This is a genomic window from Vibrio sp. 10N.286.48.F5 (genome assembly GCF_041469785.1).
Classification (GTDB): Bacteria; Pseudomonadota; Gammaproteobacteria; order Enterobacterales; family Vibrionaceae; genus Vibrio; species Vibrio crassostreae_C.
The window spans coordinates 174,345-194,650 of record NZ_JBFRLG010000006.1 but is presented as its reverse complement, the minus strand read 5'-3'; the positions used below and the strand labels follow the sequence as shown (position 1 = coordinate 194,650).

At 44.8% G+C, this 20,306-nt stretch carries 17 protein-coding genes; 9 read left to right on the top strand and 8 right to left on the bottom strand.

Annotation, left to right across the window (positions count from 1 at the left end; all coding sequences use genetic code 11):
• Positions 1-129 precede the first annotated feature (129 nt).
• Positions 130-3,135 carry a TMAO reductase system sensor histidine kinase/response regulator TorS gene (torS, locus tag AB4185_RS06820; RefSeq protein ID WP_372135194.1) on the bottom strand — a complete coding sequence of 1,002 codons (3,006 nt, stop codon included), beginning with the start codon at positions 3,133-3,135 and terminating at the stop codon, positions 130-132.
• A 92-nt stretch (positions 3,136-3,227) separates the two neighbouring features.
• Here torS and torT point away from each other — a divergent pair, with 92 nt between their 5' ends.
• Positions 3,228-4,256, top strand: coding sequence for a TMAO reductase system periplasmic protein TorT (gene torT, locus AB4185_RS06815; protein ID WP_372135192.1), 1,029 nt, complete (start codon positions 3,228-3,230; stop codon positions 4,254-4,256).
• A gap of 60 nt (positions 4,257-4,316) precedes the next feature.
• Positions 4,317-4,772: a methylglyoxal synthase gene (locus AB4185_RS06810; RefSeq protein WP_017060888.1), complete on the top strand. Its 456-nt coding sequence runs from the start codon at positions 4,317-4,319 to the stop codon at positions 4,770-4,772.
• 120 nt (positions 4,773-4,892) lie between these two features.
• On the opposite strand, the gene AB4185_RS06805 is transcribed toward AB4185_RS06810, so the two are convergent.
• Both AB4185_RS06805 and helD read right to left on the bottom strand, forming a co-directional pair.
• Positions 4,893-5,243, bottom strand: coding sequence for a VOC family protein (locus AB4185_RS06805; protein ID WP_372135190.1), 351 nt, complete (start codon positions 5,241-5,243; stop codon positions 4,893-4,895).
• An 87-nt stretch (positions 5,244-5,330) separates the two neighbouring features.
• Positions 5,331-7,406, bottom strand: coding sequence for a DNA helicase IV (gene helD / locus AB4185_RS06800; protein WP_372135188.1), 2,076 nt, complete (start codon positions 7,404-7,406; stop codon positions 5,331-5,333).
• A gap of 177 nt (positions 7,407-7,583) precedes the next feature.
• Here helD and yccS point away from each other — a divergent pair, with 177 nt between their 5' ends.
• The 5 genes from yccS to AB4185_RS06775 all read left to right on the top strand — a co-directional run bounded on the left by yccS (position 7,584) and on the right by AB4185_RS06775 (position 13,138).
• Entirely contained in the window at positions 7,584-9,767 is a 2,184-nt protein-coding gene (yccS, locus tag AB4185_RS06795; RefSeq protein ID WP_017060891.1) for a YccS family putative transporter, read from the top strand.
• Positions 9,768-10,099: 332 nt separating this feature from the next.
• On the top strand, positions 10,100-10,285 hold the full coding sequence (locus AB4185_RS06790; protein WP_017064780.1) for a hypothetical protein: 186 nt from the start codon (positions 10,100-10,102) through the stop codon (positions 10,283-10,285).
• Between the two features lie 121 nt (positions 10,286-10,406).
• Entirely contained in the window at positions 10,407-10,727 is a 321-nt protein-coding gene (locus AB4185_RS06785; RefSeq protein ID WP_372135186.1) for a hypothetical protein, read from the top strand.
• Positions 10,728-10,888: 161 nt separating this feature from the next.
• Positions 10,889-12,151: a hydroxymethylglutaryl-CoA reductase gene (locus AB4185_RS06780; protein WP_029235254.1), complete on the top strand. Its 1,263-nt coding sequence runs from the start codon at positions 10,889-10,891 to the stop codon at positions 12,149-12,151.
• A 75-nt stretch (positions 12,152-12,226) separates the two neighbouring features.
• Entirely contained in the window at positions 12,227-13,138 is a 912-nt protein-coding gene (locus AB4185_RS06775; protein WP_065584590.1) for a LysR family transcriptional regulator, read from the top strand.
• Positions 13,139-13,213: 75 nt separating this feature from the next.
• On the opposite strand, the gene AB4185_RS06770 is transcribed toward AB4185_RS06775, so the two are convergent.
• The 3 genes from AB4185_RS06770 to AB4185_RS06760 all read right to left on the bottom strand — a co-directional run bounded on the left by AB4185_RS06770 (position 13,214) and on the right by AB4185_RS06760 (position 16,683).
• Positions 13,214-14,128 carry a YjjW family glycine radical enzyme activase gene (locus AB4185_RS06770; protein WP_029235396.1) on the bottom strand — a complete coding sequence of 305 codons (915 nt, stop codon included), beginning with the start codon at positions 14,126-14,128 and terminating at the stop codon, positions 13,214-13,216.
• A gap of 43 nt (positions 14,129-14,171) precedes the next feature.
• Positions 14,172-15,737, bottom strand: coding sequence for a YjjI family glycine radical enzyme (locus AB4185_RS06765; RefSeq protein WP_017060897.1), 1,566 nt, complete (start codon positions 15,735-15,737; stop codon positions 14,172-14,174).
• A gap of 346 nt (positions 15,738-16,083) precedes the next feature.
• Positions 16,084-16,683 (bottom strand): class I SAM-dependent methyltransferase, encoded by a 600-nt coding sequence (locus tag AB4185_RS06760; RefSeq protein ID WP_017064785.1) that lies wholly within the window; start codon positions 16,681-16,683, stop codon positions 16,084-16,086.
• Between the two features lie 161 nt (positions 16,684-16,844).
• On the opposite strand from AB4185_RS06760, the gene AB4185_RS06755 reads away from it, so the two are divergent.
• Positions 16,845-17,723, top strand: coding sequence for a LysR family transcriptional regulator (locus AB4185_RS06755; RefSeq protein WP_016797108.1), 879 nt, complete (start codon positions 16,845-16,847; stop codon positions 17,721-17,723).
• 34 nt (positions 17,724-17,757) lie between these two features.
• On the opposite strand, the gene AB4185_RS06750 is transcribed toward AB4185_RS06755, so the two are convergent.
• Positions 17,758-18,108: a hypothetical protein gene (locus tag AB4185_RS06750; protein WP_017060899.1), complete on the bottom strand. Its 351-nt coding sequence runs from the start codon at positions 18,106-18,108 to the stop codon at positions 17,758-17,760.
• A gap of 288 nt (positions 18,109-18,396) precedes the next feature.
• On the opposite strand from AB4185_RS06750, the gene AB4185_RS06745 reads away from it, so the two are divergent.
• Complete coding sequence (locus AB4185_RS06745) at positions 18,397-19,293, top strand: cation diffusion facilitator family transporter (RefSeq protein WP_102428335.1); 897 nt, start codon at positions 18,397-18,399, stop codon at positions 19,291-19,293.
• A 51-nt stretch (positions 19,294-19,344) separates the two neighbouring features.
• On the opposite strand, the gene yddG is transcribed toward AB4185_RS06745, so the two are convergent.
• Positions 19,345-20,277: an aromatic amino acid DMT transporter YddG gene (yddG, locus tag AB4185_RS06740; RefSeq protein WP_017060901.1), complete on the bottom strand. Its 933-nt coding sequence runs from the start codon at positions 20,275-20,277 to the stop codon at positions 19,345-19,347.
• Between the last annotated feature and the right edge of the window lie 29 nt (positions 20,278-20,306).

The window sequence follows — 20,306 nt, the reverse complement described above, 5'->3', positions numbered from 1 at the left end:
TCCTTGAAAGCCTTACTTAGATTCTTATTCGACAATAAAAAAGCAGGTCACTTCTTCATATTAAAACGGAGAAATAGCCTGCTTTTTGTTTTCTGTTCTTATTTTGGGGCTTTCCGCCCAATAGCCACTCTATAGTTGCTCTCGGAGCGCTGCTAACGAGTCTTTCACCAATTCAGGTAATGAGTCTGCATTATCGCGATATTGAAGTAATGGATCCTCGCTCGCTTCAATGCTCTGGCATAAAGCAAACAGTGCAGATAATCCTAGGCTGCCGGCAGACCCTTTCAGTTTATGAGCTAAAGACTTAATTTCACGAGCGTTGTCAGCGGCACTTGCCACAATCAGTTCATCGAGAGTGACTTGGCTGCTTTGGTCAAACAACCCAACAATCTGCACTATTTTTTCTCGACCGAGAATGGCCAAGTCGTCTTTGATAATCTTAGGGTTAATCATCTGCACAATCGGTTCTCCTTGATTATGTTCCGCGTCTTGGTTTGCTCGTTGTGTCGAGCTTGCAAATGCCAATGCTGATAAGTCTAGCTCGGTTTCCTGAGGTTTAGAGTTTAGCTGACAGCAAACAGCATCTGACGGATCCGGCTGAGGCAGCAACAGCGTGTGACCGTCCAACTGCTCAACAATCAATTCCGATAATGCTTCCTTCTCTAACGGCTTAGGTAAGAATCCATCAAAGCCAGACGACAAATAGCTTTCCACTTCTTCGTTAAACACATGAGCCGATACTGCGATCATTGGGGGTACTTTTCGAATTACGTCTTCTTCACTTTTATGCTGAAGCGCATCGTCTTTGAGTTGTTGAATTAACTCGACGCCATCGCAGTCGGGTAAGTTAATGTCCACCAGCGCAATATCGAACTCTTGCTCACTGAATATGGTTCTCGCTTCTTGTCCGGTTGTCGCAATCACAACCTCGTGCCTCAAGTTATGCAAGAAGCCTTCAGCAACGATGCAGTTTACGGGGTTATCTTCAATCAGAAGTACTTTAGCTCGAATACACGCTTCAATGACCGGTACTTTCGTTTCTATCTTCTCACCGGCTTCAAGTGGCAGTGAGAACCAAAACTGGCTACCCTCGCCTTCTTCAGAATGAACGCCAATATCCCCGTTCATTGCCAACATGATGCTTTTACTGATCGCTAATCCAAGCCCTGTGCCGCCGGTTTTGTTGCGACCGCTATCGGTTTGGGTAAAGGCATCAAACAGACAAGCTTGTTCGCTAGCATCAATACCGACACCTGTATCTGACACTTCAAACATCACTCGATTTTCATCTTCGATATCTAAGCTGATAAAGATATCGACCGAGCCACTTTCCGTAAACTTAATCGCGTTACCGACCAAATTATTCAAGATTTGGCTGATTCGCGTTATGTCACCACGCCAATAGCGTTGCACATCACTTTCAATATGGAAATCAAAGTTCAGCTTCTTCTCAGCGGCACGCCCTTCCATCAATTGGTAGGTATCTTGAACCATCTGATGAAGATCAAACGAAGCAGTGCGGATTTCTAAATGCCCTGCTTCAATCTTTGAGTAATCCAACACGTCATTCAAAATCGCGAGTAGGTTCTTACCGCTGCGGTTAATGATGTCTGCATAGCCGGATTGCAGCGGGTCTAACCCGGTATCTTTGAGCAATCTTGCAGTACCTAATACACCGTTCATCGGCGTTCGTATTTCATGACTCATCGTCGCAAGGAAAGCGGATTTTGCGCGGCTTGCTTGTTCTGCGGCGTTACGAGCCTTAGCGTGGTTCCCTACCTCGATGTTCAGCTTCTCATTGGTCTTTTGCAGCTGGTAGGTTCGGTCTGTGACCAACTCTTCTAAGTGTTCTTTGTGCTCTTCAAGTTCGCGTTTCGCCTTTGCTTCACCCACCGCAACCACTTGTAGCGCCTGCGCGGTGTTTCTGGCAGTGATGATCGCCTCGCCCATATGAGCCAGCTCATCATTACCCTTTACCGAGATATCAATATTCAGGCGACCTTGTGCGATAGACATCAAGGCCGATGAGTATTCAGTAAGACGTTTAACAACCGAGATATACACCACTCGCCACACGATAAATGCAACGATAACCAAACCAATAACCGAAATCACAGACAGTGACCATTGAGCCAAATTCAACGTGCTGGTCAGCTCATCAACCGCTTTTTTGGTACTGCGGTTTGAATCATCAACCAGTTGGTTAACCGTTGTATTCAGCTGAGAGAACAGCTCCAACGTATTTTGCATCAGAAACTCTGACTTTTTGGTGTTCTCATATTGTTCTAATGAAATATCGAACACGACTTGGCGTTTTCTGAGCTCTTCTAGAAGCTGAGACATCTGCGCTGAACGAGTAGGATCTTCGACCGCTTTAACGCGGCGCGCCATGATTCTTAGGTTGGATTCAAATTCTGATTGGATTTGATGAATACGCTCTACGTTGGTAACGGTTTGCGTTTCTTCAATTTGGTTAAGCATTTTGAACGCCAGCAAATGCAATTCGTGTAGGCGCTCAGACAAATCAAGGTCAACCTCTACAAGCGCATCTAAGGCTTGGTAGGCTTTATCCGTTTCTTTGGTTTCTAGCAGGTCATAGATATGCGTGACGTTAGCAACCGCAATGGTAGCCGTGTTCAAAACTTGGGTTCGCGTCAACTGCTCTAGCTCTTCGGCCAATAGGCGCATCTCTTCGACACGAGACGACAACTCTTTGCTTAACCAAAGCTTACGCTCAACCGACACACCCAACTCAGCCAGTGTGTTAATAACGCTTTGAACATTGTTTTCGAGTTTATTGAGGAGCTGAGAATCGAAACTGTCGACACCAAGCTCTTTGATATGTTGAAGAAGCGACTCAAGTTGGTCAAACAGTACGGTGCCAGCCTCTTTTCTTTCGGCCTCGTTTCTCGCATTAGAAAGTGTTTGTACTGACGAAATAATACGGTTACTCAACTCAGAAACCTGACGAGCTTCGATCATGGCAGGAAGCGCCGAATCAACGACGTTTCTTTCCGTTTTTGCTACAAAGCTAAAACCAGAAACACCGATCAATGCAGACAATAGAACCAACAGTGCCATCACTAAGAATGAGGCCAGCAGCTTGCGTCCAATACTCGCTGAAGCTAACAACATAAACTCTAAACCTTAAAACGTTCTTCTTTACCCATGCAGAATACGCTATATTTTGCAGTGTTTCTTATCTAAAACCAATAAAACGGCAATTCATGCTATCTAGACCTTTCGCTTCAATAATTCTTCTCTCACTACTGGCCTCAGTGACCACTGTCGCAGGGGCTAGCGAGCCTTTGAGCCCAATAAAACCAGCCGAAGCCACATCACAAAAAGAGAAAATCTGTGCCATTTATCCGCACCTCAAAGACTCTTATTGGTTGTCGGTAAACTATGGAATGATCTCTGAAGCAGAAAAGCAGCAAGTTGAGCTAAGAGTATTGGAAGCTGGCGGTTACCCCAACGTGGCCAAACAAGCCTCGCAACTGGTGCTTTGCACGCAATGGGGAGCCGATGCCATTATTTTAGGTACGGTTTCACCCGATGCGTATCATGACAATCTCAGCGATTGGGTTGGCTCGACGCCTGTGTTTGCTACGGTAAATGAGTTAACCGTCAATGAAGAACAACAGAAGGTATTAAAAGGTACGGTCGGTGTCGATTGGTACCAAATGGGATACCAAGTCGGAGATTTTTTGTCGAAACGACACCCGAAAGGATCAGGCGAAACACCTATCGCCCTGTTACTTGGTCCACAAGCAAGTGGCGGCACTAAGCCTGTGGCACTGGGGTTTTATGATGCGATCAAGTCGAGTGACATCAAAATCGCGATCAGCTATTGGGCAGATAACGATAAAGAACTGCAAAGAAACCTAGTACAACAGGTGATCGAGGAGCCGGATATCCAATATATAGTCGGAAGTGCCGTCGCGATTGAAGCAGCGATCAGTGAGCTACGAGCGGCCGATAAAACCGAAGAGATTGGGTTAATTTCGAGTTACTTAAGTCACGGAACCTACCGTGGTTTACTTCGTAACAAGGTACTTTTTGCGCCAACCGATAAAATGGTTGAGCAAGGTCGCTTGTCGGTAAAACAAGCCACGAGTTACTTACGCGGTCAACCTTACGAGCAACACAGCGCACCGATTATCGAAGCGCTGACACCTGAAACTCTCAAAGATCAAATTATCGCCGACTCATTGTCACCTTCTGAGTTTCGTCCGGTATTCAGTGTGAATCCTTAGTGCTATATTGGCTGAAGAACTCAAAACAATAAAAACGAAACAACAATTTAGGGAACATTCATGCAAAAAACGACGCGCACTATGCCAACACATAAGCATATCGCTTTGGTCGCTCATGACCACTTCAAACCTGAGCTACTAAGATGGGTCAAAGAGAACAAAGAAAAACTACAAAAGCACTTCCTTTACGCAACGGGCACGACTGGTTCTTTACTAAGTAAAGAGACAGACTTAGCAATCAAGAGCATGATCAGCGGCCCTATGGGCGGTGACCAACAACTTGGCGCGCTTATCTCTGAAGGCAAGATCGATATGCTGATTTTCTTCTGGGATCCACTTAATGCTGTACCACATGACCCAGACGTAAAAGCACTGCTTCGTATCGCAAGTGTTTGGAACATTCCTGTGGCCACTAACCGCGCTACCGCTAATTTCTTGTTTAACTCTTCACTGCTTGAAGAAGAAGTAATCATCGAGATCCCAGACTACGAAGCGTACCTAGCTGAGCGCACGTAATCGCACGTTAAATGTGCTCTCTACTGAACAGACTAAAAAGCCTGCATTTTATCGCAGGCTTTTTTATGTCTCGTTTTCAGACATTAAACAGTTCAATCATAAAACAGTGCGAGAGTCTCTCTATTTATCGCTCCACACTGCCATCTCGTTGCCACTTGGCTCTCTGAAATGGAAACGTCTGCCGCCGGGAAAGCTAAAGATCTCACGGTTTATCTGACCACCAGCATCAATTACATCGCGCTCGGTTTGCTCAAGATCTTGGCTATAAAAAACCATCAGCGCCGCGCCATTATCCGTATTCGACGCCAGATCCGCCAAATAGAAGCCGCCCATTAAGCCTTTGCCTTCAAACGCAGAATACTCAGAGCCATAGTCTTCAAAGCTCCAACCAAACACTTGACTGAAAAATGCCTTAGTTGCGGCGATGTCTTTCGCAGAAAATTCAATGTAGTTAATAGAGCCGTGTTCCATAGCAAATTCCTTATGCTTTATGCGTCTGCCTTGTGATATTAGGGCAGGGATTGAAGATCTAATCTTAGACAATCAAGTCAAGTAACATCACTTTTTACGAACAACTGGGTAATCAGAACCATGCAGCTCCTGCACAAAGCCAGAGCCGTCGCCACTGTGCGTGATCCATACTTTCTCTTTTGCCCGCGTCATTGCTACATAGAATAAACGACGCTCTTCAGCATAAGGGAACGCGTCTGATGATTCAGTCAATGCGCCATCAATATGCAGCTGTTTCTTCTTGGTCGGGAACTGTCCTTCGTCAACACAAAGAATAATGACAAAGTCCGCCTCTTTACCTTTACTGCCGTGGCAAGTCATGAACTTGATATCAATGGAAGTGAAGATCTTCTTCCAGTCTTCCAACAACTCTGGCTTGTGGTAATGATTACGTCCAAGTAGCAGCACCAATTTATTGGTTTTGCCTTTGGATTGACGGTTCAGTTGATCAAGAATCTTCTCAACTTCTTTACTTGGCGCACTGTACACCGCCTTCTGCTTCTGTTGCTTGAAGCTGTTCAGTTCTTTCGGAATCTGAATTGGGTTTTCTTGTACAAAGCGATTAGCCACCGCACCTAACTGATTGTTAAAGCGGTAAGTCGTATCTAGGTGATGAATGGTCGAACTTTCAAAACGATCCTTAAAGCCCGTGGTCAAATCCACATCCGCACCTGCAAACTGGTAAATCGACTGCCAGTCATCGCCTACTGCAAAAATAGAGGCTTGATGCTCGGCTTTAGACTGATTACACAGTGCTTCAACCAAGGCAAGACGATCAGGTGAGATATCTTGGTATTCATCGATCATGATGAACTTCCAAGGTGAGATAAACTTGCCCTTCTCGACATACTGAGTCGCTCGGCTGATCATGATTGAGAAGTCGATATGATTCTGTTCTTTCAGCTCCTTTTGCCACGCGGTTACACATGGCCAACACAGTGAAAGCTCGCTGTTGAGGCGCGCATAGTCTCGGTGATCAATCAGCTGTTGCTGTACTTCTTTTTTGGTTAAACCCGACGCATTCAACTGTTCAAGCTGCTTTTCAAGCCAACCGATCAATTTGAGGTTTGAAACGTGGCTACCAAGCTCATCGTCACCGGTTAAATAAGCGATTGGCCATTTAGACAAATGCTTTTGCCAACGTTTAAAGTTGGTCGGTGTCATCCAGTGCTTCTTCAACCAATCAATGCACCATGCTTGGCGTTGGTTGTCATCGAGCGCTAAAGGAGAAATAACCACACGTTCGGGTTCAACTTGATTCAGTATCTTTAAACCCAACTGGTGGAAAGTGCTGACTTGCACCTTCTCTGCTGATAAACCAATTTTGCTGTCGAGACGTTGCTTCATCTCTTCTGCCGCTTCACGACCAAAAGCGAGCAATAGCAACTCTTCAGCTTGAGCTTGATGGCTTTGCAGTAAATACGCGACACGAGCCGTTAGAACACTGGTTTTACCCGAGCCTGCACCCGCTAAAATAAGGTTGTGATCATCATTCATCAACACCGCATATTGCTGCGATAAGTTCAGTGGTGACGACTCACATTGCGCAAACAACACTTCCCAGTTTTTTCGCTCGGTCTCTAGCCATTGCTGGTTTCTTTCAGCTTGCTTGATTTCCGTTTCAGATAACCATGGCTGCATTCTTGCGATGCGGTTTGGCATGCGTTGTGCGGCCTCTTCTAGCGTCATTGTCATACTCTCTAAGCCTGAGTTGACCATATCAACCCAAGTGTTGACCTTAGAATGCGGTAGAAAGGCTGGTAATTGCTCAAGACGTGTTAATTCAGCTTCCCACTGAGGTACGTGTTCAGCCAATTGTTCACATTGAGTGTCGTGCCACTTCTGATAAGCACTAACTGACGCGCGTGCAAATTGACGGCATTGCTCCCAAGGTAAGCCTTGTACTAACCAACTGCGCTGTGTTCCATCTTGTTGATTAGCAAAAAATTGTAGCGATCCCCAGAACAATCCGCGCTTTATCGCGATCTTGCCACTCCAAATAGTAAATGGGATACGCTCTTCACTGCCTACTGAAGATAACAGCAAGCGTGGACCATCAAGTTCAACCTGATGATATTCATTTTGAATAAAAAACTGTGCAGTCTTGTTAGCGCTTAGCTGCATTGGAGTGTGCTCTTAATTGGGAATATTGAATTTATATCATGATGCAATGAGAATTAATAATATCTCATATCTTATCGACGCTTTCATGACCACCTACGGGCAATTATGGATAAGTATCAAATTCTTGTGCTTGATTTCTGTTAGGATTATGGTTTTTAGTGTGTCAAGTGAGCGACTGTGGACTTTTCAGCCAAATTACGCCTCTATTGGGCGAATAAAACCATAAATTACAGCGTATTAATTCTCATCACTCTACTCGGCGTGGTGGTGCCTGCTTGGTATTATGGACAAAACACACTGATCACGCCTTTGATCTTAGGCGTTATTGCTGCGGCTCTTGCGGAAAGTGATGACAGCTTTACCGGGCGCTTGAAAGCACTCACGCTGACCTTTATCTGTTTCGCCGTTGCGGCTTTCTCTATTGAGCTTCTCTTCGATACGCCTTGGCTGTTCGCGATAGGGCTTTTTGTTTCAACCTTCTCTTTTATCATTCTCGGGGCAATTGGCCCTAAATACGCGAGTATCGCGTTTGGTTCTCTCTTGGTTGCCATCTATACCATGCTTGGTGCACACGAGAGCACCAACCTTTGGTTTCAACCGCTTCTACTGTTAACTGGCGCCGCTTGGTACTACTTCATGTCGATGATTTGGCAGATAGTGTGGCCAATGCAACCCGTGCAGCAAAACTTAGCCACGGTATTCGATCAAATCGGTAACTACATCGATTCAAAAGCGGAACTCTTCTACCCCGTTTCTGACTTGATTCCCCAGCCACACCGAATCATTGAAGCCAAACTCAACGCGAGTACCGTTAACGCACTCAACATGTGTAAAGCGACGCTGCTTAATCGCTCTAAGCGCGGACACATTGACGGCCCTAGTGACCGATTTCTTAACACCTACTTCATCGCACAAGATATTCATGAACGCGTCAGCTCTAGCCACTATCGCTATCAAGAGCTAGCAAAACACTTTGAGCGCTCTGACGTGTTGTTTAGATTTAAGTATCTACTGGAAGCGCAGGCCACTGCGTGTAAAGAAGTGGCGAGCTCGTTGAAAGTTGGCGCTGAATACCAGCATGGTGACAAGTCTGTATTGGCACTCGATGAGCTGATGTCTTCGCTCAATCATCTGCACCAACAGAATAATCCTAAATGGAAATCACTGCTGAACCAGTTGGATTACTTATTCAATAACCTAGCAACCGTTGAAAAACAGCTCTCGAATATCAGCAACCCAGATGCAGAGAAGATTGAAGAAGGTGTATTGGACGATACCAACCCTCATACTTTGACGGCAATGTGGCACAAGATCAAAGCTAACTTGCACACCGATTCTATGCTATTCCGCCACGCGATTCGCATGGCGATCACTTTGACGCTGGGCTACGGGATTATCCAGGGTTTTGATATCGAACGAGGTTATTGGATTCTACTGACGACACTGTTTGTGTGTCAGCCAAACTACAGTGCAACCCGTCAAAAACTGACGGCGCGTGTCATTGGCACGGTCGCAGGCTTATTGATCGGAGTACCGTTACTGACTTTCTTCCCGTCGCAAGAGAGCCAATTAGTGTTCATTGTGATCAGTGGCGTGATGTTCTTTGCGTTTCGAATCAATAACTACGGGTTTGCGACCGGCTTTATCACACTGCTTGTGCTCTTCTGCTTTAACCAATTAGGTGAAGGCTACGCGGTAGTATTGCCAAGGTTAGCGGATACCTTTATTGGTTGTGCTCTCGCCGTGCTTGCTGTCATTTATGTGTTGCCTGATTGGCAATCGAAGCGACTGCACAAAGTGATGGCGGATGCGCTCGATTCCAACAAGAACTATCTCGCTCAGATCATCGGCCAATACCGTGTCGGTAAGAAAGATAGCCTAAACTATCGTATCGCTCGTCGTAGCGCTCATAATAATGACGCAAACCTGACTGCCGCCATCAGTAGCATGTTGGTTGAACCGGGTAAGTACCGTACCTCTGAAGATGAGAGCTTCCGATTCTTAACACTCAATCATGCTCTGCTTAGCTATATCTCGGCTCTGGGTGCTCACAGAACGCGTATTGATGATGAAGCGACACACAAACTGGTGCTAGATGCGCACAGAGTAATCCACCAGCATCTCGACGCTCTAAATGATCAGCTCTATTCTCATAAAGAGCATTGTGAAGTGAAAAACGCTTATGACCCGGAGCTGGATAAACGTTTGAGTGAATGGCGAGAAGAAGATGAGAATTCTGTCAAAATGGTTCTACAACAGCTCCATTTGATCTATCGCATGCTTCCAGAACTGCATACCTTAGCGACCAAGTTTGCAGTTAAGGTTAAGATCGACAAGTCGTTTGAAACAGAAGCTTCTTGAGCAACAAACAAAATACCGTAAAAACAAAAAGATAACGCCAATTGCTTATCTTTTGATCATCACAAATATTTATACATTGCTTTACCCATACCCCTAATTGGGTAGAGAAATTACTTACCTACCCTTGTGCTACAAGGGTTGAAGGCGTTTTTACATTGTAGGAATTTTCTGACTTTGATTGACCAAGCCTTAACTTTTCCTAACATTTCTCGGACAAAAAACGACCACAGGAATTTATAGTTGTCTTAGTTTCAAGAAACTTCAAACATCATTTAAAATTCACTTAATCTTGTTTGATTTCCTGAATCAGTAGGCTATGCTCTAAAGAGCATATGAATTTGAATAAAGGTCACACTATGAATACACAGCAATTTGAAGCATTTAAGCAGCAAATACAGCTTCTTAGCCCACAACAATTAAAAGCACTTCAGGGTGAGATCGACGGCAACCTCGAAACAGAGAAGCCTTCTTTGCTTACTGATGAAGAGTTAAACGCGCTAAATGACCTGTTCAGTTAATAGACAGACATCACTATTTTAGCTTAAGTTCACATTTTTACCGTAAATTTCATCTGTTCATCATTGCGCTCAAAATATCGTCCGCCTAGACTCATTCCATACGTCAATAAAAGGTTCTGATATGTCGATATCTGGTATTCAATCTGGTTACGCCATTATTCAGCAATCCACCAACATGGCTGAAGAAGCCGCAATCGAGCTCAACCAAGCCTCCAAACACGCTCTAGAATCCGACGACACTTTCGAAGCTAGCGATCTCAGCTTTAATCAAATAGAGCCTGAACAAGCCATTCCCTTTAAAGACAAAGAACCTGAACCTGCTTCATCTTCAACCGATTCCTTGATTAAACTGACACAAAGCGCAAGTTATAACCGCGTTGGTGCAAGTGTGGTTGATCGTCAAAACGAAGTCATCGGTAGCCTTCTCGACATTCATATCTAAATTTCGCTCAAATACAGCCTATATTTCGCGAAACTTCGCTGCTTTTTGCTTCAACAACCACACAAACTGTAACTCATTATATCAGGCGCTTGTTTCTGGTTTATTACTCGGTAGAATCAGCGCAAACCAATTTGCTGCACAAACTTTACTTCATACTATTTATGCCAAAACTAAATCTGCATCGCCGTGACTATGTTTCTATTTTAGGAGGCGACATCTCCGCAGACGAATTAGAAAAAAAGCTTCAGCCTCATTTTGAAAAGCCAGTAAATAAGCTGACACCTAGCCCCTACCTGACAGAAAAGAATCTCACACGTCGCTGGACAGCGCTCGATAATGCAGATTCACAGCAAGAACTGCTCGACCCTCATACACAAAGTCAGTTCCAAGCTTATGAGAAAAACATTGAGCACTTTATTGGCACCGTTAAAGTCCCTGTGGGAATATCTGGCCCTTTAAGAGTCAATGGCCTATTTGCTACGGGCGATTACCTCGTACCACTCGCGACCACAGAAGCTGCGCTTGTCGCGTCTTATAACCGTGGTTCTAAGCTGATTACGGCTTGTGGTGGCGCAAGTGCTATGTTGCTCAATGAAGGCGTAACACGTACTCCTGGCTTTGCATTTCAAGGATTAGTTGAAGCCGGACAGTTTGTGGCTTGGGCTGTGACTCAGTATGACCAGTTCAAGATCTTGGCAGAATCAACAACATCACACGGCAAGCTGACCGACATTAATATCAACATCGAAGGTAACCATGTTTACTTGGTGTTCGAATTTCTAACCGGAGACGCTTCTGGTCAGAATATGGTGACCATCGCAACCAATGCCGTGTTTGAGTACATCATCGAAAATACGCCAGTTAAGCCTGACCATGCTTTCCTTGATGGCAACTTGTCAGGCGATAAGAAAGCCAATACCCAAACCTTGCGCAGCGTTCGTGGCAAAAAGGTAACTGCTGAGGTTAATATCCCTGCAGAGCTTGTCGCGAAGTACCTACACACGACACCAGAGAAGATGGTCCAGTTTGGCCAAATGACCACAGTCGGTGGCGCTTTGAGTGGTACTATCGGTATCAATGCCCATTATGCGAATGCGTTGGCGGCACTCTATATCGCTTGTGGCCAAGACGCGGCCTGTGTCGCTGAGTCAGCGATTGGTATGACGCGTATGGAACTCAACAAAGAAGGCGGTTTATACGCTAGCGTGACACTGCCTAACCTAATGGTGGGGACTGTCGGCGGTGGTACCGGCTTGCCAAGTCAAAAAGCCTGTTTAGATTTACTTGGGCTGCATGGTAACGGTAAATCACAAGCCCTAGCTGAAGTTTGTGCTGCACTGTGTTTAGCGGGTGAACTATCGATTGTGGGCGCATTTTGCGCAGGCCACTTTTCACGAGCGCACCATAAGCTAGCTCGTAAATAACCTTTATCCAATTTGGCTTGTTCGATTTTGTCGTTCATGCAAAATCACAAGCCAATCTGAATGCGTGAGTCATAAATGGATTACTTACACTTATCTAGGGTGAGCCTTAAGCACCTCACTGCGCTTCATATTATGCTGAACACCCACAGCGTCACTCAGACCTCAGAGCAACTCTGTGTCAGCCCTTCGAGTGTAAGCAAAACCCTGTCTCAGTTGCGTGACATCCTGAATGATGAGCTTTTCTATCGAGATGGTACCAAGCTTATCCCGACTCCCTTTGCTCTGAAGATAGCGCCCACTGTTCACGCAATTCTTTCAAGCATGAATGGACTGCTTCATCAAAAGAGTTTTACCCCTCAAGAGTACCAAGGCAGTTTTTCACTTTCGATGCGTGAAAGTACTTTCGAAGTATTTGCCTCAAAGATCAGTAAAATTACCACTGAGCTCGCGCCAAGCGCGAAGCTCAACATCTATTCGAAACAACAGCTCGGCTTCGATGCTTTACTCAGTGGCAAGGTCAATTTAATCTTGTTGCCTCATGATATATCTCAGCCGCCGACCGATAACAAAGAGCTGGTTTGGGAAACAATTCTTCCAGATGAAATGGTTTGTTTGATGGGCGCACACCACCCTCTCGCTCAGCAAGAACTGACGGTAGAAGGCTACTTAGATTACAAGCACATTGGGATTTTAGATAACGAACTGTCTCAGCCTTACTTTGAACAAAACTTGGTTCAATGCCACCAACCAAGAGAGATGGCAATATCGGTCGCGGACTTCGGCGCTGCGGCTGTGTTGTGTCACCACACACCTTTCCTGTTCACTTGCTCTAAACAGTGGGCTGAGCATGCTAAACAAGCTCAGGGCTTAGTGAGCAAGCCCTTGCCTTTTGATTACGGTAAGGTGGCGTACAGCTTGGTGTGGAATAAACCCAACATGAATGATCAAGCGATCAAATGGTTGTGTGACCTGTTTTTAGAAGCTTAATATTTTTAGAGACTTAATATCTTTAGAAAGTTAACGTTCTTAGAAGCCTGATTGACCGCCTAAGAAATCTAAAGACTAGGTATAAACCTCAGGAGTTTGCATCGGTCTTTGAACTATGGTGTAGAGCTTATCGTGAAAGCTCTGCATCTGTTTTTCGGTGCATTTCGGCCAATCTAACGCGTCGCCAATGACACCATGATGCTGAAACGCATTGAGTCGAATTCGAACATCACTTGGTAGAGTCTTCAAGTAACGCCCCACTTGTTCAATTTCGTCCTCAAGATCGCTTTTATTTGGGATATGTAGCAACCTAACTTCGTGCAGTTTTCCTTTATCTGCTAAGTAGTTAATGGTTTCAAACACCCTATGATTACCTCTACCCACTAACCATTGATGTGTTTCCGATTGCCATGATTTTAGGTCAATCATCGCGCCATCAAGATAAGGCAACACCTTGTCCCACCCTTGAAGTGACAGCGAACCATTACTATCAATAAAACACGTGAGATGCGCTAACTGTGGATCACGTTTAATCGCTTGAAACAGCTCTATGATAAACGGCAACTGCATGGTCGCTTCACCGCCAGAAACGGTAATGCCACTCAAGAAAAACTGATTATGCCTGACAAGCTCCAGAACCTCTGAGACCGTCATTGTGGTAATTTTCGGGCTCGACTTATGGTCGCAGATATCAATGCACTTATCGCAGTTGGTGCAAGCTGCTGGGTCCCACTTCACTTTGCCATCAACCATGCTTAAAGCACGGCTTGGACAGCCACTCACACAATCTCCGCAATGGTTACAGTGATTAATAGTGTGTGGGTTATGGCAGGTTATACAATCGAAATTGCACCCTTGTAGAAACAGCACTAGGCGATTTCCCGGTCCATCAACACAAGAAAAGGTCAGCACACGGCTGACCTTCGCTTGTTTTTCTGTCTTATTATTTTTAACCCTAGCCATTTGAGTTGTTAGATCAGAAATTTTCATAATTCACATTGTTCGTATTCGAAACGCATAACACACGTTAAAGCTATTCGTATGTCGGCGACATCTCTAAACTCGCCACGCGTGGTTTACGCTCTAATATGCCCGTGTTCTTCGCAGCTTCGGCACCTAAAAAGGTGGTATTGGTGCGTGAGCCTTGCTCGTCATATTTGGCAATGTCAGATAGCTTAATCATGTAACCCGTGACACGAACCAAATCATTTGATGCAACGTTAGCCGTGAACTCTCGGTAACCCGCTTGAATCGCGCCTTTACACAGGTTAAACATCGCTTCAGGGTTAGATTTCACTGTTTCGTCGATGGTCAGAATGTCACTGATACCCGAGGTGTAGAACTTATGGTGACCCGCGGTTGCACGAACGTAAGAGACAGGATCCGGTTCGGTACCATAAGGAATACGGACACCCGGCGTCACATCTTCATCTAAGCTAATACCGCCTTGAGCATGCAGCAGAGCTTTACCTTCTAATCCATATTTCACTTCAGAGCGTTCAACGATCTCAGCCAGCTTTTCAGAGATACGATGACCAAGCTGATTCGCCAGTTCATCGTGACCATAACGCCCTGCTTGACCTTCTTTCTCCAACAAGATGTTGACTGCTTCCGCCATGCCGTAAATACCAAACATTGGCGCAAAGCGATCCTCTTCGATCAAACCTTCTTTGGTTAAGAAGCCTTCGAAGAAGTTAGACTCTTCATGCAAGAAGCGGCTTCGAACGTTCATCAACTCAACCATGATGCCACTGTAGTTCGGCAATACTTGTTGTAAGAAATCAGCACTGTCCTCAGACTTCAACGCCACTTGCTTAAGGTTCATACGCACCAAGGTGTTTGAACCACCCGCTAACGGCAGAGAGTTGTAGCAGCTCACAATACCAAAACGCTTATCGCCGTAAGCCTCGGCATGCGCTGGATAGTTTGCAATATGTGGTTTACTGCATTCACAGATGTTGCTCGCCGCATGACGAAGTAGATCATCAGGTGTCACGGCTGGGTCGTACATAAAGGTTAAGTTTGGCGCGATCTGCTTCAATTCAGCGTCTACACGTAAAATCGTACGGCAGATAATGTTGTCTGTCGGGCCGATATTCACATGCATAAAGGCGTCTGGCAGTGTGCGATCCAACATGATCCAGAACAGCTTAATCTTTTGGTATACCTGCTCTTCTGTTAAGTCGCCCACGAAAGGCATCAACACATCATCCAACTGACCTAGGTAAACCGGAATTGAAGTGACAGACGGAACATGGTGGTAAAGGATGGTAAGCATGTTCAATGCTTCATCGAAGTTGGTTGCCGCGCTAAGCTCTAAATACTCTGAGCCTTGATGTAAGTATTTAGAATAATCTGGAAGTACATAGCGCGGCTTAAATGGGGCGTGCCCTTCAAACATGTCACACAGCACACCTTGTTGTAAGGCTTGCTCTACTTCTTTGCTTACCGGCATATACGGTAAGCTGGCTTCAGCTTCTAAGGCAAGATAGCTCGACTTCTGTTTTGGTGACAGGTTGGCATCTGAAATGATATTGCTAAAGCGTTGTTGTTGCTCTGAAAGTGGTGAAGAAGTAGATGACGCAGATTGGTGGCTCATGATTAAACCCTTAGTGTTGTTATGGGCTTATTTTATATCTCACCGTTATATTTCCACTAATGAAATGTATGCAAGACTACATTTCCAAAATGGAAATAAACAATTTGTAAATTAGCGGTGTTGAGTTTTCTATGAGCGAGATGAGAAATAGAGAAATAGAGAAATAGAGAAATAGAGAAATAGAGAAACCAGAGTTAGTAGTGAAGAAATGAGAAAGCGCTAATTCGTTCTGTTTAAAACGATAGCGCCAAAAAGAGAAAACCCACATAACTGACGTTAGAGTCGTTAATGTGGGTTTAGTAGTTTAAATGAGCATTCTGAATGCTAGCTCAAGGCATACACACGATTACAGATCTGGAAGCGCTTGTTTACGTCCAACACCCATTAATACCTTTAACTCTCCTTGTGGAGTGTCAATCGAGAACGGTGTAGAGACTTCAACTACTGCAAAGCCCGCTGCACTCAATACATTTTCTGAGCGCTGTTGGCTTACACCGTAGTCTTCACTGTCGCTTTCCAAGTACCAATCCCAGTGTACAAACGTACCGTCGTTTTCAAGCAGCGTGTAAATCAGACTGACTGTGTCTTGTAGGTTCGGGATAAAACCACACACCGAAGAGGCTACCACTAGGTCAAACTGGTTTCTGAATGCTGGATGCTGCGCTGCAAGTCCGCGCGATAAAATATCAACTACCGGTTCAACGTTAGGTAACTCTTTCTTATCTAACTCTTCAATCATCCCTTCAGAGATATCAAGTGCGATGATCTCTTTTGCTAAAGGAGATATTTTCTGGCTGAGTAGTCCTGTACCACAACCAAAATCAAGGACACGGGTTCCGTTTAAATCAACGAGCTGTGTTAACTGGTCAAATACGGACTGTGCGAATACTGCGGTCGCGGGATCTTTATCCCAATCAACGGCGTATTCGTCCCATTGTTTCGCCATCATGGCCTCCATCTTTACTTCTTGTAGGTTCGGAACTTCCCCAGAGTAAACCAAATTAGTCAATTCGTCATAGAGTTATCATGCAAAGATGGACTATTTCTAAGATAGTCAGCACAATATTCAGATAATATGCACCGACCCCCGCTCAATATGGAAATGAAATGAACCTTTCTCAAGTCCAAGCCTTTTGTTCCGTTGCTGATTTAGGATCAGTTTCTGAAGCTGCACGCCAGTTAGAATGCAACCGAACCAAACTCAGCATGTCGATTAAAGCCTTGGAAAAAGAGTTAGATGTCGAGCTGTTCGTCCGCAGCGGAAACCACGTTGAGCTTTCAGAAGCGGGTAAAGCGATTTACAAAGATTGCGAAGGCATGTTGGTGACAGCCGCGCGTATTAAACAAACCTGCTTGCATGTTTCGGGCGAATTCAACGCAGAAATTTGGATAGCACGAGATGACTCCCTACCCGATGAAATGTGGCAGGACTTATCTCACGCCTTAAATAACAAGTACCCTTCTACCTCATTCAACTTCGTTCTCGCATCGAGCGGTGACTTAGCTAACCTAGTTGAAACTCAGCAAGTCGACTTCGCATTTGGTGTCGATTACGAACGCGTCGATGACCCAAGAATTATCTACAACCCGCTTGGTAAGATTCGAATGATGTCTGTATGTAAGAAAGGACATGATTTGAGTGCGATGCGACGAGTGTCTGATGAAGTACTGAGAAATTCGATGCAAGCAACCATGGTTTATCTTAATGAAAAGGATAATCCTGAGCTTGAGCCCTTCTCGCGTCGTTACATTGGCTTCTCTAGCTTCGACTTTATGTTGGATACGATTCTACGTGAAGAAGCATGGGGCGTAATGCCTGAGCCATTGATTCGCCATTTACTGCGTGAACAAGAGCTTGCCGTGATCAAACACACCTACGGTTTAACACAAGAAGACTACTGTATGTTTACCGCGGCTGGCATGGCAGAGCACCCAGGAATGAATTGGTTGGCCGACCAGCTTAGTGATTATTTGTTTGATTTCTAGACGGACGACTTTTACTCCATACTTAAGTCTTGCTCTAGAAAACCATCACGTGATCCACTAAATAGCGTCCGTCTTCTTCAACCAATACCATTTCAGCGACAAACTCACCTTTGGCGATGGTGTAAGCTTGTTTCCACACAAAGGCGATGGAGTCTGAACGTCTAAATAAAGCAACTTGCTCACGCTCAGCAAAAAAGCCATTACTGTGCTGATAATGGTGACACACCTTTTCTAAATATTCTGGCGTAACAATGTCTTTCATCCTTTGAGTAAAATCTCGACAGTGCTGTTCATGATCAACCTTAGTTGAACCATCCATCAGATTATCCATAATCGGGTTAGCAATCGCCCACAACTCATTATCACTGATATCGTCAAACTTCATATTGATTCACTCCTTGTCCATCGCAGTCGCAGTCAAATCTAGAAGACCAATAAGACCTTAGCGACTAATGTGTTTTATTAATCATAAACGATCCTATTTCAGTTGCACACCATCACCAAAAAACACTCAACGTCAACTTTATTGACACCACACCCTGATCTTAAGTTACTGAATTTTATTGATTTATATGTTCGAATTAAATAAGACATATAAACATCATCAGATAAAGTTTGTAAAGTTAGCTCATTATTAGAACAATGAAGTTATCAAAAACATCTGGAAAATATTATGTGTGACAGGAAAAGCCAAAACGAAAATCGAGTACTATTGTTCTCAGCCCTTTTAGCATCAGGCTTCGCAATTGGCGGATTGGTGTTGGGTCTTCTCGTTGGCTCTCTGGTCATAGTATTTGACGGTGTCTATTCTCTTATCAGCTTACTGTTAACTTTATTGTCACTAGCTGCCTCGAAATACATCAATCGCCCTTCGGACACTGAGTTCCCGTTTGGTCGAGCTATCATCGAGCCGATTGTGATTGCGATTAAAGCCGTTGTGATTCTTCTTGTGGTTGGTTATTCACTTTACTCTGCGATTGGTGCCCTAATGACGGGTGGCCGTGAAGTTGATGCTTCTATCGCAACTCTGTTTGGTATTTTCAACGTACTGGGTTGTGGTTACGCTTGGTGGTACATCGCGAATAAGAGTAAACGTATTTCTTCAGGTCTGATTCAGGCTGAGTCTAAACAGTGGCAAATGGATACGCTACTGAGTGTAGCGGTAACCGCGGGTTTCGTAGCGGCTTGGTTAATTACTTTTTCTCCGCTTGCAGAATACGCAGTGTATGCCGACCCAATGATGATGTTGCTAATGTCTTTCTACTTCATCAAAGTGCCTTTCGACATGTTACGTGAGGCGATGCGCGAACTGCTTATGATGTCGGCAAACAAAGATATTTGTGATGCGGTAGATAAGAACGTTGTCGCGGTAGACAAAGAAGCGGATCAAGATTTAGAGCTAATGGGCGTGACTAAGGTTGGTCCTGAGCTAAGAATCAACGTTGATATTCATACCAATGACCAAGATGCAATTGCGGTTGATGATATTGAACGTACGCGCCGCCAACTTAAGCGACGCTTATCGAAGATGCCTTATGAGCTCCAATTGAATCTCAATATCGCGAGTTAAGAATCGAGAGTTAAAAAAAAAACAAGAATTAACCCATCAACCTCTGGTTAACTAAGACTCTGATTGAACCTTTTTAGAAGCCGACGCCGTAACCGTCGGCTTTTTGTCTCTGGTTACCCACCAGCAAGCTAAAGAGCCAATCGTCACCATACAAACGCCTTGCCAAAACGTCATGCTCAGTGACAAACCCAAAATCATAGAAGACAGTAAGGTCGCAAAAATAGGCGTGAAATAAGACATGGTCGCTAGGAAGACCATATTGCCGCCAAGTATCGCGGTATTCCAAAGTGCGTAACCTGCGCCCATACACACACCGGCTAACACTAAGTCAATTGCAGCACTGGTTGTCATCACCATGCCGGTTTCGTTACTCAATGCGTATTTGATCCACAAGGTGATTGCAGTCGCGATAAAGAACAGCACGATCGCATTCTGTCCTTTCGCCACTTTCTGAGTGTAATTACAGTAGACCGCCCAAATAATCGCGCCGAAAAACGCCATTGAATAGGTTTTAGGGTTGGTGGCAATATTGGCAGCGATTTGATCAACAGAAAGCCCCTGATCGCCACTGATACTCCAAGCCACACCAAAGAAGGCTAAGAAAATACTTGGGTAAACCAACCAGTTAATCTTTTTATCGCTGAGCAATACCGCGAACAACACCGTCAATGCAGGCCATAAGTAGTTGATAACGGCCATTTCCAAGGCTTGATGTCGGTTGTTTGCCATCCCTAAAGCCAGAGCTAAGAAGATCTCATAACAAACGAACAGAGCACCACCAATCAACAGGTATGACTTAGAAAACCGCGACAGCTTAGGTAACCCCATAACACAGACCAACAACAGTGAGCTCACTGTATAAAGACTGGCGGCGCCACCAATTGGGCCCAGTTGTTCTGATACGCTACGAGACAGCGCGATTAAGCAGCTCCAAAGTAAAATGGCAGCAATGCCGTAGCAGCTATGGCGATGAGATTTCAGCACGCCTCTTCCTTATTTTTATTGTAATGGGG